We start from the raw sequence: 17326 nt of genomic DNA, 5'->3' as shown, positions 1-17326 counted from the left end.
GCTCAGGAGGAAGAACAGCTTTTTGACCAGCTTCCTGAAACAAGGATTTTGGACCACCGCCATAATAATACCCCCGGGGGGAATCAAGTAGCCTGGCTGAATGCAGATAGAGGTAGACTGTTGGGCCCATCGAGGTCCCAGGAAGTACAGGAAGGAGATAGTCTGACGCTTGAAGTGGATGTGATATTTGACAGAAAGCCGAAAGGATTGTTGCATCCATCGGCCTTGGTTAGAAGCGGTTCGGAAAAATTATGGAAAGACCGCTTGCTGGAAGGGGTACAAAACCTTAACTTTTCTCCTGAGATCAATCCCTTTTTGATCTATGAATTTACCCGATTGCTATTGGCAGAGATTGAATGCAAAAAGACCCCAGAAAGTTACCTGATGTATGCGCTATATGATCAGGACAGTGTGCTATATGATCGGGGCAAGGTCTTGGTCAGCAATGCCGCCGCCAATGAGCATGAGCAACTACGACAGACACTCAAGGTCAAGAAGAATGGATATCTTGAAACCTTTGTGGTCAACGAAACAGCTCAGAATATCTTTTTTGATAATCTAAAAGTGCAAAGTACAAGTCCGATCATCGTCCAGGAAAATGCCTACTATCCCTTTGGTATGACCATCGCAGGATTGGATTATAGCTATAATAATCATACGAATAGGTATCTGTACAACGGCAAAGAAATCCAGCCAGAAACACAGCTATACGATTATGGGGCTAGAATGTATGATCCTGCTATTGGAAGGTGGCTTCATGTTGACCCGTTGGCAGAACAGTTTCCATCTTGGAGTCCGTACAACTTCACTATGAACAATCCTATTAGGTACATAGACCCTGATGGTCGTGCGCCTTGGGATGTAATTATTAAAGGTTCGGAAAGTCAAGCAGCATTTAATGAATTGCAAGCCTCAGTACAAGGACAACTTAACCTATCAATGGATGCAAACGGTAAAGTTACTTATACCCAAAGTGGTGATGGTAAACTTTCTAAAGATGCTCAACAGCTTGCAAATGCAATAGACAATAGCTCAATTGTTGTAAATGTGAATGCAGAGAATACTACAACAACCCAATCGGGTGATTTGTATATTGGAGGTGCTTTTTCTGGTAATACAGTAACAACAGGAGAAGGAGGTAATACAGTTGTTGCCGAGCAAGAAGTGAATCCAAATGTTTTAGGGAAAATGAGTACTGCTCACGGTAAGCCAGGGGCTGATATGTTACACGAAGTTACAGAGGCTTATCAAGGTGCATTAATCTCACAAAAGAAGGGGGTATCATCCCCAGCAGCGAATCAGGCAGGTTCAGTATACCCAAGAGCACATAGTAAAGCAACCAGACAATCAGGGCAGGTTTTCGAAAGAATATATAATGCTTCTGGAAAAGAAATGCAGATGTTGCCGGGAGGTGGTTATCCGTCTGGGGTAAAGGGTGCAGATTGGTACGTTAAGGATAAAAAAGGCAGTAAGGTTGTAATTCAGGAATTAAAGTAATATGAAACTACTTGTTTATACATATTTGCTGTTTATGATTTTTTCTTGTTCAAGTTCAAAAGGGTTCACTCAGGACGGAAATATCGATTCAAAGTACCGCATAAAAAAAATAAAGACTAAAAACTCTTGGTATATTATATATGCAGAGAAACAGGATAGTCTTTACAAAATAGTTGTAGGCAAACCGAATACAATAAATGATGATTGTAAAAAAATAGTAGTAGGAAAATATTATGACCTTGAGCTTAAGTCAAGAAGAGATAATACTCCTGAAATTAATGGTGTTAAGCTCAAGCCTGTTAACTACCTCGATGTTGAATGTTATTCATATGATGAAGATACTGAGATTTGTATTGAGCCTAAAAAGGGCATAAATGACTTGTACTATACAGACGACCTGAAAGGGTTATGCTATTTGAAATAAAGCACAAAGCCTCTGATTAATCAGGGGCTTTTTTCATTTAGCAAAAGCCTGTTTAGTTCTTACATTTTGTAACAGTCCATCAATAGTATAAAGGATACAATGTTTGTCATTATCAGATAAGCTACTTATTTGATTTAACCTTTGCAGCATGGAAGGGTCTTTAAGAAGATTGGTTTGTTCAGTCTCACCAAGAAGGTATCCGACAGTAGTATCCAGTAAAGAAGCCATCTTTTTGGCCACTTCAATGGAAGGGGTCATCTCATCCCGTTCATAGCGGACAATTACAGAATGAGAGGTGCTTAATTCATTGGCCAGCTTCTGTTGTGAGAGGCCTTTTTCCTCCCTCTGAGTGTAGAAGAAATATGGTTAGGACTAGGCGTAATTTGCAAATACTCTTTCCTAAAATTCAAAATTGTAATTTTCTCTTTTTTGGCTAAATGCAGACAAGGGAAGAATCTTAGGCCCTTCCCGATCTCAGGAAGTACAGGAAGGTGACAGTGTGGAGCTTGGGTATTTGGAAAATACGTGGATCCCAAGAAAATCCGACTCAGTCCAGCGTCTTTTGCACGAACAGGACTGGATCAGAAAATCATCCGTACACTTGGTGAATACGGACAAAATCTGGCTGCTGCTCCCAATGAAATAGCTATCGCAAACGTAATTGCTTTAGTGATTACCGAACTCCAACAAAAGCCCGCTCCAGAGGCGTACATGGGCTATGCCTTGTATGATGCGGATTCGGTGTTATACGAACAAGGTAAAATCGTCCTGAGTAAGAAAGCACGAAACAAGCACGAGGAATTGATAAAGAAAATTGCAATTCCCAAAGACGGATATATTGAAACATTTCTTGTCAACGAAACCAGTGAGAATGTGTGGTTCGATCAATTCCGCATCCAAAGCACCGGTCCTCTCATCGTGCAAGAAACGCACTACGATCCTTGGGGTGTGGAATTGTCAGGATTGGGGTATCAGTATGGTGGAATCAAAATTAATCCGTATTTATACAACGGAAAAGAGGCAAACGGCCACTTGGGAGTGAACTTATTTGACTACGGGGCGAGGATGTATGATCCGGCGATTGGTAGGTGGTTTGTGGTGGATCCTTTGGCGGAGCAGATGCGAAGACATTCCCCATTCAATTATGCCTTCAACAATCCATTGAGATTTATCGATCCGGATGGGATGGCACCCATCGAACCGAATGGGGGAATGACCTATGATGGATATGTGGATGTAGATGAAAATGGGAATATCCATGGTACTGATGGTAGAAAGCAGGATGATGAAAAGAAAGCTAAAGGAGCAGGAGGCATTACCGATGCAGGGGGATCAGCGACTCAAGGAGGTAAAAAGGATAATTGTCCTGAATGTATCAATATTAACCTTGAGGAGTTTACTGTTACTGCTCCGAGATCGTTTCCCGGTGTCCTAGGGAGGGCAGCAGATAGGTGGTATTCTCAAAGTCTTGCGTATAGTACTTATGGAAGTATTGGGTTTAATGGCCCAAAAAGATATCCAGATCCTCTCAATTTTATTCCAGTTTATGTAGGAATTGATTTTTCTGTTGCATTTGCCTTTCATGATTTTGGTTATGGAATAGGATTCTCTGCAAGTGAAATTTCCGGTGTTGAGAATGGTGGATTACTTACATTTGAACATGGGAGAGTTTATGGATATGATCTTTCCTTTGGAGTAAATTTGCATATAGGATATTCCGATATTAGGCGATTCAATGGCCATAATCTTACAATAGGTGATTTGCAGGGAAATGCTTCTCAAATATCAGTAGGAATAAGTAGTCTTAATTTTACGCGTGGCACTTCATTAACAAATCACTGGTATTCAGCTGGATTTTCTTTTAGTGTTTTACCACTAAGATATAGCGGTTCTTATCAAAACATTAGATCTAATAAATTGTACTCATGGTAATATTTCCTAAATATTCTAAGTATTATAATTCAAAGCTTTCTTATATGGATATTGAATTAAGATTAACTAAACTAGTAAACCAGTCTACCGGGAGCAGATTATTTTCAAATAAATTTTACGGTTATTTAGAAAAGAATGGCTTTGTTGCCTACAAAAATAGTATTTATTCAAATATGACGTTGGTAAAAGTCGTTGGTAAATATAGTCAAATTGAAAAAAATACGAAATTGAAACTTCGATTTTCTCTTTCAGAGTCTGTATTAATTTTTTATTTAATTTTCATATTTGCTCTTTTATTTATCTTCTTATTAATAATGTTTGAACCAATTGCTGCCTGGTTGAAGATTATGCCTATGGTCATGATAATAATGAGCTATATTATAATCATTATCCCATTTAATTTAGTTAGTAAAGACGCTGAAAATAAATTAAAGAGCTTACTAGAAGCTGAAATATAGATTGTCCCTGACTGAGAGTAGTTGTTGGATGAATTTGAAAATAGAGGTTGACTAGGCGCAGTCTGCGACAATTGATGGGAAAAACTACGCCTATATATTCTGACAAATTTGTAATTTGCTGCTGTATTATAACTCCGATGAAATACACTGATCCGACGGGGATGTTTGAGTATTCGGATGGATATTCGACACAAGATTCCAGAAATTCAACAGGGTCGATATCCTTTTCAGGATCATATGAATCTAGTACAGTCGTTACCGACGTAGTGACATTTCAGTGGGGAGAAAAAGGATCTGTGTTTGGGGGCTATACTGAAAGTTATGTCAAGGAAACAGGGAGAGTAACTGGTAGAAGCCATTTTGGAGGAGCGCCCAATTTATTTGGAGCAGGAGGATTTGGGGATATGGGAGGTATTGGTCAGAGTGGAGAAAGTTACGATTGGGGCCGTCTCGGAAATGCATTAACAGCAGGAGGAATAGCTTATTATGGGTTAGAAAAAACCATAAGCAACAGCAAATATTGGGTTGATGCAAAAGGCAATATTAGAACTACAGACCTCTTAAAACAGAGAGAAAACGGAAAATATGTTAGAGGCGTACAAGGTTTAAGCAACAGCCAAGGAGCGGCAGCCAATGCGGCTTCTAAATATGCTGTCGCAGGAAAAGTTGTGGGTGGTTTAGGAATGGGGGTAACACTATTGCAATATGGTACTGGCCAAATTTCAGGTACTGAAGCTTCGATTGATTTAATTATGGGAGGTATTGGATTTACCGGTTGGGGAACACCAGTCAGCTTGATTTATTTTGGAGGAAAATTCTTATATGAATATTCAACAGGCAATACATTGTTTGAAAAACCAGGAGAGCGTTAATTTTAAGAGATGAAGGCATATTATTACCTTTTATTCAGAATATACAGGCTGTATAAAGACAAGAATAAAGAAACTGATTCACAAGCTCTGTTTAGTGCTACTGCTGTAAGTACGACAATATTGTGTTTCAATTTAATTACAATATATTTTCTTTTGAATTATTTTGGCTTGTTACCGATAGTTACAAATAAATTAATTATGGTTTTGTTTATGGTTACTGTTGGGTGTATCAATCATTATTTTTTTGTCAGAGAAAGGACGTTTTTGAATTATTGCTTCAAAAAAGATAATAAACGAGGCTTTTTAATTGTTGCCTACATTATTTTTTCATTTATTGTTGTATTTATTGTAGGGCATTTCAATCGTGAAAGAATATTTAAAGAAAATGTAGGTAAAATATCCAACGAACCGCGAAATGAATCCCTTGAAGGCAAAATAAGGAAGTTGTTTGAGTAAATTATGACCGCAGGGCAAGGATGTACGATCCTGCGATTGGCAGGTGGTTTGTGGTGGATCCGTTGGCGGAGCAGATGCGACGACATTCCCCATACAACTATGCCTTTAACAATCCGATGCGATTTATCGATCCGGATGGGATGGTAGCCGAAGATTACCTTGCTTATCTTGATAAAGGGAATGGGAATGAAAGAGAAAAGAGTGAGGCAAAATCTGTTGAAGAGTGTGAAAGGTGTGCAGAATTGCCGGAAGTTGTTGTAACAGCTGAAAGATTAGATGGAAATAGTTCCAATGGCATTCGGATAAATGGCTATTGGGGAGGATGTGGTAGTGGCAGTGAGGTCTTGAATGCCATGGGAAGACCAATGTCAAGAGGGGCAGCAAATCCAGTTTATCCCGAAGTAATTGCATTTCCTGTTCCACCGTTGTTTCAATTAACGAAATATGTAAGAAGTGCTTATCAAGCCCGATTTTCAGGTGGAATTGCTGCTAATACGGGTAGAAAGCTTACAGTTCAATTTGGTAAAGGGCCAAATCAAGTTAGTCATGCATTTAGACATACAGATGCCTTGGGTTAGATAGGGCAGTTGTAAAATCAGCCGTAGAAACTCATTTCAGAGGAGTATCATCTAAAATAGTTGCAGGTAAGCCCTTTAATCAAGTAATTGAGGTCGCAGGAAAACGAATTCAATATACAGCTTTTAAACTCAAAGATGGAACGATAAATATTGGTAGAATACATGGAGTCAAGTAGAGAACCGTCACAGGATGAAAGGAGGCTTCTTGAATTTTTAATTCAAAAAGCCACAGTAAAATTCCCATCCAATTGGAATGCTAATCTATTGGTTAAACCTTTAAATGATGAAGGTATGGGAAGCTTGTTATTGTTACCTGAAGGAGTGTCAGTTGATGACGACCGTTTAATGGGAAAACAAGTCAGTGAATGTCAATTTTCTGATGAAGATGGAACAGAAGTGATTGCTTCTTTAAATATAGATGATGCAGGCAGGCTGTTTGAATTAGATATTTGGAAGACAGACTTTTCTCCTTTAATTGGTATCCCAAATACGTTAAAACAATTTGAATAGAAGGTCCTTGGAAAAATGTAGGGCTTTTTTAGGAGGCATGACTGTCCTTGATTTTTATTGTAGGTAATAATAAAATCTAGAGTTTGTTTTTGGTTTTGGCATTCATTTTTTGAACTCAAGGTGGTATTTTGGTTTAAGAAAGAGGATGGATATAATTTTTATCACATTCATGATCTTGATTTATGACTACGAAGACTTTAGCCAACCGCCTGGCTAAATGCGGATAGAGGAAGGATACTAGGCCCTTCCCGATCTCAGGAAGTACAGGAGACAGTATTGAGCTTGGGGTATTTGGAAAATACGTGGATCCCAAGAAGATCCGGCTCAGTCCAGCGTCTTTTGCACGAACAGGACTGGATCAGAAAATCATCCGTACACTTGGTGAATACGGACAAAATCTGGCTGCTTCCCCCAATGAAATCGCAATATCAAACGTAATTGCTTTAGTGATTACCGAACTTCAGCAAAAGCCAGCTCCTGAGGCGTATATGGGTTATGCTTTGTATGACTCGGATTCCGTTTTATATGAACTAGGTAAGGTTGTTCTTTCCAAGAAGGCAAGGAACAAGCACGAGGAACTGATCCAAAAGCTGGCCATCAAAAAGGATGGATACATCGAAACCTTCCTCGTAAATGAGACGAGTGAAAACGTCTGGTTTGACCAGTTCCGGATCATGAGTACCGGTCCGTTGATCGTGCAGGAGACGCATGGAGCCTGCCCCGATGAGCGAAGCGATATCGGGAATCCTTGGGGTGTGGAATTGTCAGGATTGGGGTATCAGTATGGAGGAATTAAAGTAAACCCCTATCTTTATAACGGAAAAGAGGCAAACGGCCACTTGGGAGTGAACTTATTTGACTATGGTGCTAGGATGTACGACCCGGCGATCGGTCGGTGGTTTGTGGTGGATCCGTTGGCGGAACTAGCGCCTGACTGGACCCCATATCGCTATGGATTTAACAACCCAATGAAATACACTGATCCTACAGGGATGTTTGAGTATTCTGATGGATATTCAACTCAGGATTCCAGAAATTCTACGGGCTCGATAAGCTATAGTGGAGTTTATCAAGGTAATAAAAGTGATACCGATAAGGGTAGCAGTGCATCTACAACGGTGATAGCAGAGTCTCAGGAAAGTGGTGCTCGGGCTGTAGTGGATAATCAGCCTTTTATTCAGGAGGAAAAAAGGCAATCAAATGGGGAAGGGAGAAACCTTACCTTCTATCAAGCTAGGGTCTGGTATATGTTTGGTGGTGGAAATCCGTTGGAGGTTGATTTAGGAGCTCTGGATCTGAGTGGTGTCTCTATGGCAGATTTCAATGAGCGGGGATTAGCTACAATACGGCTCGACACCAAACATTTTTCAAATGCTAACGATGCTTTAGTTCACGGTACTATTACTCTTCAATTACTTGATGGTACTAATCAAGCCAAAATTGCTCTAAACTCTGGTGTCGACTTTCCAGAGCTGAAAGGTCAGCCAGCCGGAATGTTTAATTTTGAGATGCAATCTTGGAGCAGTCCTATAAACTGGATTAGAAATCCAGCAACTTTGCTTGGCGGGCTAATCTATGGTACTAGTTTTATTGGTCCGAATACACCTATATATACAGGAGGAACTCCATTTCCTATTTATTATCGGGGCACTGTTACAATATCAAAGTGAAAAGGAAATGAAATCAAAGACAATACTATTTATTATTTCACTCTCATTTATAGTATATTTCTTATGGCCAAGAAGTACTCATAAAATGAGTTCAATTGCCAAGGAAGAGTTAGTTGCAATAGTTCCTCAACCTTTAATAAACCAATTAAGTGGTCCATTGATTAGGGAGACAGACGATCACTCTGAGTTTGTTTGGTTCAAAAATCTTGAATGGGGTGACACGTCTAAAATTTATATCAGAGTTTATAAGAATTTTTATTCATGTAAAGAAAAATCGTGGTGGAGAAGTTTTTTATGTTATTTGGAGCCTCAAGTTACTATGAATTATGAATGGAATTATTTTATCTTCGATGACGGAACGGGTAATTTTTTAGAAGCCTTCCCATCTGGCGGCAAGGCAATAGAGGTTCAGTCCAGTTTAATTTCAAATGCTGATAGCATTCGAAATGGTTACGAGCTTATTGTTCCATCTGAACAAATAGTTAAGTTTTTAGAAAATGGATACTTTGAAGTTTTGCAAAAGGAGAATGATACTACTATTATTTCATTTTACGAACCAATTGCAAATTTGTATTTGAACAATAGAAAAGATACTATTTGGGTATCGACAGCAAAGGTAATTTCAAATGATACAACTGGAATTACACTAGTTCCTTACAAAATATCAGATTTGAAATACTATCTCCCATAGATTAGTTTGAAAAAATGAACAAGCTTTTACTAGATTGAAATCCTTAAAGTGCAACAGTGGTTGAGTAAACTGGTCAAGTGTATCAATATGGAGGAATTAAAGTAAGTCCCCCCCCCTCGCTGTGTGGAATTTGCAATTCGACCCAAGTGTCTCTAGCGAACTGTAATCCCAGAATCTCATTCATCCCTAGATATGGAGCTTCTACAGGGTCATTCTAAACAAGAATACTAATAAAAAATTCACCTACAACCACCTGAACCTTCCCAAGGTCATCACCTTTACGGGAAGCAACCGCAGGATCGAATACCAGTACAATGCGGAGGGGATGAAGGTACAGCAAATCAACCGGGATGGCAGTACGGTCACGACACTGAACTATATCGGCGAGTTTGTCTTGGAAGGGAGTGCGATGAGCTATATCCTGCACGAGGAAGGGCGGGCAGCTTTTGAGAGTGGAGCTTTCCAATACGAATTCTTTATCAAGGATCATTTAGGCAATGTGCGGCAAGTAGTCCGAGCACCTGTTTCGGCGATGAGAATCGCTACCATGGAGCCGGAGAAGGCAGCCGAAGAAGAAGAACTGTTCCAAAATATCAAAGAAACCAGACAGGGAGCCGGGGAGCATAACAAGACCCCGGGAGGCTATGCCACCGCCTGGCTAAATGCGGATAGAGGAAGGATCTTAGGCCCTTCCAGATCACAGGAAGTCCAGGAAGGTGACAGTGTGGAGCTTGGGGTATTTGGGAAATACGTCGATCCCAAGAAGATTCGGCTTAGTCCTGCGACTTTTGCACGAACAGGACTGGATCAGAAAATCATCCGTACACTTGGTGAATACGGACAAAATCTGGCTGCTTCCCCTAATGAATTTGCACTGGCAAATGTGATTGCCTTGGTATTGTCAGAAGTGCAACAGAAACCGGCACCAGAGGCCTATATGGGTTATGCCTTGTATGATGCGGATAGCAACTTGTATGAACAGGGTAAAGTCGTGCTGAGTAAGAAGGCAAGGAATAAGCATGAAGAATTGATAAAGAAAATTGCAATTCCCAAAGACGGATATATTGAAACATTTCTTGTCAACGAAACCAGTGAGAATGTGTGGTTCGATCAATTCCGCATCCAAAGCACCGGTCCTCTCATCGTGCAAGAAACGCACTACGACCCATGGGGAGTGGAGCTTTCTGGACTTGGTTACCAATATGGCGGAATCAAGGTGAATCCTTATCTTTATAATGGCAAGGAGGCAAACGGCCACTTGGGAGTGAATCTGTACGATTATGGAGCGAGGCTTTACGATCCAGCCATCGGGAGGTGGTTTGTGTTGGATCCGCTGGCGGAACTAGCGCCTGACTGGACGCCGTATCGCTATGGCTTTAACAACCCGATGAAATACGCCGATCCGACGGGGATGTTTGAGTATGTGAAGGGAGGGTACGGAGAGGATATTGAAGTCGGCAATGTATGGAGTCATACTGAGGATGGTGATTACCTTTCAGATAAAAAGGAAAAATCAGAAGAGCAGAAAACTTCATCGAATTCGATAGTATCGGTCAATAGTGGTGATCAAAGTAAAACTAACCGAGATACCCAATCTGATCCTAAAAAGTCGCCAAATGAAGTAGTCAGAAAGAATGGGCGCGGATATGGATACACAGGAGTTTCAGAAACAAAGAATGATGAGACCTGGTATCAAATGTCAGATAAAAGAGGAAGGCTATTTTGGGTTGATAAGGATTGGAATGGAAGGGATGGAATTAATATGTTTGATTATCTACCAGGTGGGAAACTGTTTGAAAGAACTGAATTGGGAAAATCAAAGTTAGGTATCTATATACGTGAGCATTTATCAAATCACTTAGACAACATACTGTGGCTTTTTGTTCCTGTAAAGCCATATGGAACTACTCCTAGTCAACCGTATTTTGGACCTGGAATACCCTTAGAAGGTTCTCCGTCATTGAACAAGCCAATCATTAAGTCATGAACGAATTAAATGAGAGAACATTTAAGTTTTCCAATAAAGGCATTCATTTAACGCGAAATAAATTTACATATAGATTTATTTCATTTAGAGATGTCGAAAAAGTAGTTATTTCTAATGGTAGGGCTACTAAGAATTGGATAGTTGTATTGTTAATGGGGTTATTATTGCAAATCTTGTTATTTTTTATTCTATATTATATAATCACTGGTTTTTCTGAAGCTGAAGGAACAGTTAGATTTTACAATATTTTAGGTTATAGTGTAATTGCATGTATTTCTATAGGAGGATTAAGTTACTTTTGTATTCATTATGCTTTGAAAACCGTTGATTTGCTTAAAATTTCGGTAGGAGGAAAAATAATAAAATTACGAATATTAGATAACAAAGAGAATCTTTCAATAATTTTAGATTTTTTGAAAAAACATAGAATTCCGGTTAGCGAAAAGTAAAATCGAAACCATTCATTTAATTTGAAAATGATAAATAAATCCCGAAACAAGTATCCAGAACTCGTTGAGAAGATTGCCGTAAAGAAAGATTGCTATATCGAAACCTTTTTGGTCAATGAAACTTCCGAAAACGTCTGGCCTGTCTGCCGGCAAAGGCAGGTTTGATCAATTGCGTATTCAAAGCACCGGTCCGCTTATCGTGTAGCAAACGCATTATAATCCTTGAGGAGTTGAATTATCTGGATTAGGCTATCAGTATGGTGAGGACCGAGCGTAAAGAATAAGTCCTGTGGACTGATTTAGCGAGGGGCCAGTTTGAAGCGCGGGAATAAATCCGTATTTATACAATGAGGAGTGAGCGTTAAGGATTAGCCCAGTGGGCTAATCTAGCGAAGGGCCGGCATGCAGGGCGGGAGGCAAACGGCCACTCGGGAGTGAACTGGTATGATTACGGGGCGAGGATGTATAGCCTGTCCCGATAGCGAAGCGTATCGGGAATCCTGCAATTGGAAGATGGTTTGTGGTGGATCCGCTGGCGGAACTAGCGCCTGACTGGACGCCGTATCGCTATGGCTTTAACAATGCGATGAAATACACTGATCCCAAGGGGATGTTTGAGTATTCGGATGGATATTCGACACAAGATTCCAGAAATTCAACAGGGTCGATATCCTTTTCGGGATCATATGAATCTAGTACAGTCATTACCGACGTAGTGACATTTCAGTGGGGAGAAAAAGGATCTGTGTTTGGGGGCTATACTGAAAGTTATGTCAAGGAAACAGGGAGAGTAACTGGTAGAAGCCATTTTGAAGGAACGCCCAATTTATTTGGCGCATGAGGATTTGGGGAAATGGGAGGAGGATTTTTTGGTTTCGAAGGCATTAATCATCCTGGAATTCTAAATCTAAGAAATGTAACAGATAGAAATGAGATTGCTGTGCATTTATTAAAGGGGATTAAGTATCATATGACTAAAGAGACTGAAATAGATTTAAATAAATTATTTGAATGCTTGAGTACTGAATGCTTAGGAATAGGAGGGACACATTTAGAATCAAGATCCAATCAGCATGCCATAAACTCCTTTCTTGGTCCAAGAGGGGATTCTTATGCTTCTTATAAAATAGGAGATAAACTTATCAAAATGATGTATCAAATACCAATCTATGGCCCTAGAAGAGGTTTGTCTTTTGCACATTCTAATTACCAAGATGGCGTTCAACCAAATGGTAATTGGTTTATTCGTTGGGGAGGAACTGGTGGATTGTATCTAAATTTTAGCAATAATCAAGATTTCATGAGAAATTGGATTTTAGGAAAATGAAAAAGATTTCGATTTATATTTTCTTTGTATGTGTTGCCTGTACTCAAGAAAACGAAATGACAAAACAGGAAGAGTTTGTATTTAAATCAATGGATGAATATGTTATCCATTATGAAGAGGAGGATGAAGTTAGTTTAATTGATATTGCCTCTTATTTCGAATATTTTTTAATTGAAGAAGGATATCTGAAATCCAATTCAAAAGAAAGCTATAAAGAGTTTTATTTAGAATATGTTTTGGGAGATTCTTTATTAAGCTTAAAGGGATTATATGATAAAAGCAGCACTTATTTAACATTAAGTTTCCCAGTAAATCAAACTAGAAGCTGGTTCATTTTTAATGAAGCCGTGAATAAGTTTCCAATTGAGTCAAAAAACAAATACCTTGTATGTAATGTAGCTCAATTATTAGGTAAATTTAAAGATAGGTTTTCAATGGGAGAAGACCTCTTTAATGAATATCTTAATTCTGTACCGAAGAGTGAATTTTCTAGTAAAGTTATTTATCGAGTCCCAATTTTAATACATATTTACGGAGAGCTTGAACTTAAAAACTACAATAAACTTCCCTGATTTTCAACTAGCTTGCAGATTTATAGCATTACGCAAAAAAGTCCGAACCAAGCAAAACCGAGCTTGAATCAGAAAATCATCCGTATACTTGGGGAATACGGACAAAATCTGGCTGCTTCCCCCAATGAATTTGCACAGGCAAATGTGATTGCCTTGGTGATGTCAGGAGTGCAACACCCGGATAGTAACCAGGAGCAAGGTAGGAAAACTTCACACTGTCACCACGGTGTTTCGACTACACCTAGAGGGATTAATTACCGGTTTTTCCTACTCAAAAGAAGATCTTTTCGATTAATTTTTTAAGGAAATTGAGCTTAGAGACTTCATGGCAGTAAATGATCCGATGTTTGGAAAAACTTCTTCTGGTAAATTTTTATTGTCTTGGGATCAGCTCCCTGATCGAAGGTTCTTTGATGGCAGTTGCTTTTTACTAAGGAAATTATGCAATGCTGCTTGCTAACTTCAATTCCAATGAATAACTTAAGAGACATTAATAGGCCTGGATGAGTGGGCTTTAGCTTATTATCATTTGTCTGATCATTTAGGTTGTGAAAGTGAATAATATGCCCTGAAAGCTTTTCAAATTCTCTGATTGCCCAATCTCGATCAGGCTTTGTTGTGCAGGTTACTTGTTTTTATTTTCATTATATTCAAAAGAACTGTTACGGCTTTTTTCAATCCTCAAAAACATATCTATGAATACGCATGCTGACAAAACGCAGAAAAAAGAGAGCCAAGTAGGAAGTTTAAAGTCATCAGGACAGGAAAAAAGTGCTGATTCGGTGTTTAAGTTTTCGGATAATCGTTTTGAGACTTTTGGCCAGCAAACTTTTCAAAGAATGGCTGTCAGCGGTCCACAGGCTTTACAGTTGCGGGCTTACCAGGAATCGGTAAATAAGTATTCTAAGACACAAAGTGGGGGAGGGGTCGATAGTTCTTTGGCTCAACTTAGTATTGCTCAGGATAACTGGGATGCGGCTATCAGCCATACCAGAAACACTTGGGCAGATCATATTTTCAATGGAGGATTAAAAAACAATGGGAATCCGAACGGTTATCATTCTAAAGCGGGAAATTCACCAACGCATGAGGCTTTTGGTGTAATGAATAAGAGTGTGGGACCTAAAGGGGTCTATAACCAACAGGTTCGCCTGAAAAGTGATCACAGCAAAACAAAGTTATCTACATTTTTCCCGGATGGATTGACCCAAGACCAGGTAATAGCCACGGTAGCCTCAGCTCATACACAGCAAAACAAAGAAGTTGTTTCAAAAGGATCGTTGAAGCCTGGAGTTCCTCCGCAATTGATCGGAAGTAAAATTCATTTTGCTGATGACACTGCTTATCCGGAGGTATGATATGCCCTTGTTCTTAAAATTTTTACTAATCTTTAAATAATTCCAATTAAATGCCGGGAGCAAATTTTTCTAATGCCGAATGCCTGGAGCAAGAAATGCAATGGTTCCAGGAGCTGCTTATTCTACGAGGTAAGATCACCTTCGAACAGAGTCAAACAGAAGCAGCTATTGAGAAAATTCAATTACCGGATTTTTCGGATTCTTCTTCGGATTATGCCCAACTAATCCAGCGTCATCAAATGGGCTTGGAGGAGCGTTTAGTCTTGCTCTTGGCTTTAATGCCTCATGTTAAGCCTCATTTATTGGATATTCTGCATATTAAGAATCAGACCTATGATATGCCTTTTACTGAATTTGGGGGTATCAAAGGGGAGAAGCACCGGGGCTTCTTGCCTACCGGTGAGACTGCGGTATTTTTATTGGCTGGATCGAATCTGGAAAAACGATTTGAGCTGATACGGCTCTTTGAATCTGACCATTACTTTAGTAGGGAAGGGATTCTTTCATTGGAACATCAATCAACCGATGAGCCCTTTCTAAGTGGCGTATTGAAGATTTCAAAAGAATATTTAAGCCTGCTGACTACAGGGGAGAATTATAAGCCTGATTTTGACGGGAGCTTTCCTGCTAAACGAATTCAAACGGATCAGGAGTGGTCGGATTTAGTAGTAGGGGAGGAGGTTCATCAAGGCATAAAGGAAATCCAAAATTGGTTGATTTATGGAAAGAAACTGAAACAGGACTTTCAATTTGGGAGGAGGATCAAGCCAGGATTCCGGGCTTTATTTACCGGACCTCCGGGAACAGGAAAAACTTTGACAGCAACCCTTCTAGGCAAGACGCTTGATCTGGATGTGTATAGAATTGACTTATCCCTGGTTGTGTCCAAATACATCGGCGAGACAGAAAAAAATTTATCACGGGTATTTGACTTGGCGGAGAATAAGAAATGGATCTTGTTTTTTGACGAGGCTGATGCGCTTTTTGGCAAGCGGAGCCAAACTGCTGATTCTCACGACCGCTATGCCAATCAGGAGGTTTCTTATCTATTACAGCGTGTGGAGGATTTTAATGGATTGGTAATTCTTTGTTCTAATTATAAGAACAATATTGATGAGGCTTTTTTCAGAAGGTTTCAGCTTGTCGTCGATTTTGAATTGCCGGACTACTACCAGCGGCTCCAATTATGGGAAAATGCACTTCATGGCGAGTTTGCATACGATGATGCTATTGATCTTCGTGACTTGGCTGAAAAAGAGGAATTGAGCGCTGCTGCCATTGTGAATGTACTTCATTTTTGCCTGTTAAAGGCTTTGGAAAGGAATGAGAAAACTATCCGGCAAAAAGATATTATTCAGGGATTACGCTTGGAGCGGATTAAGGAGGGAAAAAGTATCGTTGGCTGAGTAATCAGATCAATCTACAGAGGAGCCTCAAATGCCTTTGGATCACTGATTTTTCACCAAATATTCAATGGTGATATCATCATTTTTTGTCTTTTTGTTTTTTTGAAGTTCAGTGATCAATTTGCGAAGAGCCTCGTTTTCGGTTTTGGATCTGTCCAGCTCACTTTGTAATCCAATGATGTGCTTATTGTTTTTGACCAGTTCTTTTTCAAGTAATAGATTTTTGTCTTGATGTTTTTTTAAATCACTTTTGATCACTTCCTTCTCAAAATCAAGCTGTTCTATGTGTTTTTGCAGAAAAGTTTCCTTTTTATTGAAAATATTTTTGAGGATAAAAAACAATACAAAAGGGGTAATACTAAGTATGAAGAACAGTATTGTATACATATTATGCATGATTTGAGTCCAAATAAACAACTGTTATTAGAAGTAAAATTATTATTTTATTTGGGGTAGCTTGATTTATTAATATTTTTTCTAAATTAAAAAAACTTTGAGAAGAATTTTCAATCCCATCTTTTTTGGTTTTGATTTTTTCTACCCCATTTAATCTTTAAGTTGAAATGATTGATGCATTACTGGCTCATGTCAGAGAACTTTTAAATCAGAATTTTAAAAATCAATATGGCTTCACAGATAATAAAGTCATGGTTTCTTCTTTGTTGGATAATTCAGGAACTATTCCAGCGGAGTTAGAGGATCGCATCGTTTGTTTTCTGTTATCGGTGGAAGAAGAAACAACGCTTCGGAATAAATCTCCAAGACAATCAGGCGGTGGGTCCGGTTTTTTTGACAAATCCTCTCCTTTGTTCATCAACCTTCACTTGGTTTTTTGTGCCAATTTTAAAAGCAAGAATTACTTAGAGGGTTTGAACTATATATCTCAAATCCTTAGTTTTTTTCAGCATCAAAAGGTGATGAATCCCGCAAGTATTCAGGGAATGTCGAAAAAGGTGGAAAAAATAACCTTTGAGCTCTGCAATCTTAATTATGATAATATCAGTCAGGTTTGGTCTGCGATAGGCACCAAATTATTACCCTCTGTCATTTACAAAGTTGGCTTGGTTGTATTTGATGATACGCCGATCAAAGGTGTCACTCCGGCAATTTCTTCAACCGGGGCTGAAAATTAAAATCCT

The 17326-nt window shown here is 39.2% G+C and carries 19 protein-coding genes and 1 pseudogene; 18 read left to right on the top strand and 2 right to left on the bottom strand.

The window, feature by feature from the left end:
* Both G457_RS0120780 and G457_RS0120775 read left to right on the top strand, forming a co-directional pair.
* Positions 1-1497 (top strand): RHS repeat domain-containing protein (locus tag G457_RS0120780; protein ID WP_211230249.1); only part of this gene is annotated, 1497 nt, incomplete at its 5' end.
* Position 1498: 1 nt separating this feature from the next.
* The gene (locus G457_RS0120775) at positions 1499-1921 is read left to right on the top strand and encodes a hypothetical protein (RefSeq protein ID WP_155847217.1); all 423 of its coding nucleotides are present in this window, start codon (positions 1499-1501) and stop codon (positions 1919-1921) included.
* 33 nt (positions 1922-1954) lie between these two features.
* Here the strand turns inward: G457_RS0120775 and G457_RS22105 are convergent, their stop codons facing one another.
* Entirely contained in the window at positions 1955-2236 is a 282-nt protein-coding gene (locus tag G457_RS22105) for a helix-turn-helix domain-containing protein (RefSeq protein WP_081701496.1), read from the bottom strand.
* A gap of 210 nt (positions 2237-2446) precedes the next feature.
* Between G457_RS22105 and G457_RS0120765 the strand changes: the two genes are divergently transcribed.
* From G457_RS0120765 to G457_RS0120675, 15 genes and pseudogenes are all read left to right on the top strand, one after another.
* Complete coding sequence (locus tag G457_RS0120765) at positions 2447-3853, top strand: RHS repeat domain-containing protein (protein ID WP_026948166.1); 1407 nt, start codon at positions 2447-2449, stop codon at positions 3851-3853.
* A gap of 44 nt (positions 3854-3897) precedes the next feature.
* Positions 3898-4311, top strand: coding sequence for a hypothetical protein (locus G457_RS0120760; RefSeq protein WP_026948165.1), 414 nt, complete (start codon positions 3898-3900; stop codon positions 4309-4311).
* 161 nt (positions 4312-4472) lie between these two features.
* Positions 4473-5183: a hypothetical protein gene (locus G457_RS0120755; protein WP_155847216.1), complete on the top strand. Its 711-nt coding sequence runs from the start codon at positions 4473-4475 to the stop codon at positions 5181-5183.
* Positions 5184-5653: 470 nt separating this feature from the next.
* Positions 5654-6217 (top strand): annotated as a pseudogene (locus G457_RS0120745) (RHS repeat domain-containing protein); the annotation flags it as partial.
* Positions 6218-6379: 162 nt separating this feature from the next.
* Positions 6380-6727, top strand: coding sequence for a DUF6984 family protein (locus G457_RS0120740; RefSeq protein ID WP_026948161.1), 348 nt, complete (start codon positions 6380-6382; stop codon positions 6725-6727).
* A gap of 302 nt (positions 6728-7029) precedes the next feature.
* The gene (locus G457_RS0120735; RefSeq protein ID WP_026948160.1) at positions 7030-8397 is read left to right on the top strand and encodes an RHS repeat domain-containing protein; all 1368 of its coding nucleotides are present in this window, start codon (positions 7030-7032) and stop codon (positions 8395-8397) included.
* A gap of 7 nt (positions 8398-8404) precedes the next feature.
* Positions 8405-9088 (top strand): hypothetical protein, encoded by a 684-nt coding sequence (locus G457_RS0120730; protein ID WP_155847215.1) that lies wholly within the window; start codon positions 8405-8407, stop codon positions 9086-9088.
* Positions 9089-9413: 325 nt separating this feature from the next.
* Complete coding sequence (locus G457_RS22470; protein WP_081701495.1) at positions 9414-11075, top strand: RHS repeat domain-containing protein; 1662 nt, start codon at positions 9414-9416, stop codon at positions 11073-11075.
* Positions 11072-11524, top strand: coding sequence for a hypothetical protein (locus G457_RS0120715; RefSeq protein WP_026948156.1), 453 nt, complete (start codon positions 11072-11074; stop codon positions 11522-11524). The genes G457_RS22470 and G457_RS0120715 overlap by 4 nt, the downstream gene beginning before the upstream one ends.
* Positions 11525-12044: 520 nt before the next feature.
* Positions 12045-12365, top strand: coding sequence for a hypothetical protein (locus G457_RS0120705; RefSeq protein ID WP_211230248.1), 321 nt, complete (start codon positions 12045-12047; stop codon positions 12363-12365).
* 12 nt (positions 12366-12377) lie between these two features.
* Positions 12378-12851 carry a hypothetical protein gene (locus G457_RS0120700; protein WP_026948154.1) on the top strand — a complete coding sequence of 158 codons (474 nt, stop codon included), beginning with the start codon at positions 12378-12380 and terminating at the stop codon, positions 12849-12851.
* Positions 12848-13423, top strand: a complete 576-nt coding sequence (locus tag G457_RS0120695; RefSeq protein WP_026948153.1) for a hypothetical protein — start codon at positions 12848-12850, stop codon at positions 13421-13423. Before G457_RS0120700 ends, G457_RS0120695 begins: the two co-directional genes overlap by 4 nt.
* A 63-nt stretch (positions 13424-13486) precedes the next feature.
* The gene (locus G457_RS0120690) at positions 13487-13726 is read left to right on the top strand and encodes a hypothetical protein (protein ID WP_155847213.1); all 240 of its coding nucleotides are present in this window, start codon (positions 13487-13489) and stop codon (positions 13724-13726) included.
* Positions 13727-14118: 392 nt separating this feature from the next.
* Positions 14119-14781 carry an EndoU domain-containing protein gene (locus tag G457_RS0120680; protein ID WP_026948151.1) on the top strand — a complete coding sequence of 221 codons (663 nt, stop codon included), beginning with the start codon at positions 14119-14121 and terminating at the stop codon, positions 14779-14781.
* Between the two features lie 50 nt (positions 14782-14831).
* Positions 14832-16187 carry an ATP-binding protein gene (locus tag G457_RS0120675; protein ID WP_026948150.1) on the top strand — a complete coding sequence of 452 codons (1356 nt, stop codon included), beginning with the start codon at positions 14832-14834 and terminating at the stop codon, positions 16185-16187.
* A 42-nt stretch (positions 16188-16229) separates the two neighbouring features.
* Here G457_RS0120675 and G457_RS0120670 read toward each other — a convergent pair whose 3' ends face one another.
* Positions 16230-16574, bottom strand: a complete 345-nt coding sequence (locus G457_RS0120670) for a hypothetical protein (RefSeq protein WP_134201092.1) — start codon at positions 16572-16574, stop codon at positions 16230-16232.
* Positions 16575-16750: 176 nt separating this feature from the next.
* Here G457_RS0120670 and G457_RS22465 point away from each other — a divergent pair, with 176 nt between their 5' ends.
* Complete coding sequence (locus tag G457_RS22465; RefSeq protein ID WP_026948148.1) at positions 16751-17320, top strand: DUF4255 domain-containing protein; 570 nt, start codon at positions 16751-16753, stop codon at positions 17318-17320.
* Positions 17321-17326: the final 6 nt, after the last annotated feature.

It is taken from the genome of Algoriphagus marincola DSM 16067 (genome assembly GCF_000429405.1).
Taxonomy (GTDB): Bacteria; Bacteroidota; Bacteroidia; order Cytophagales; family Cyclobacteriaceae; genus Algoriphagus; species Algoriphagus marincola.
The sequence above is the reverse complement of the archived record's forward strand: the minus strand, read 5'-3'. Positions and strand labels throughout refer to the sequence as shown.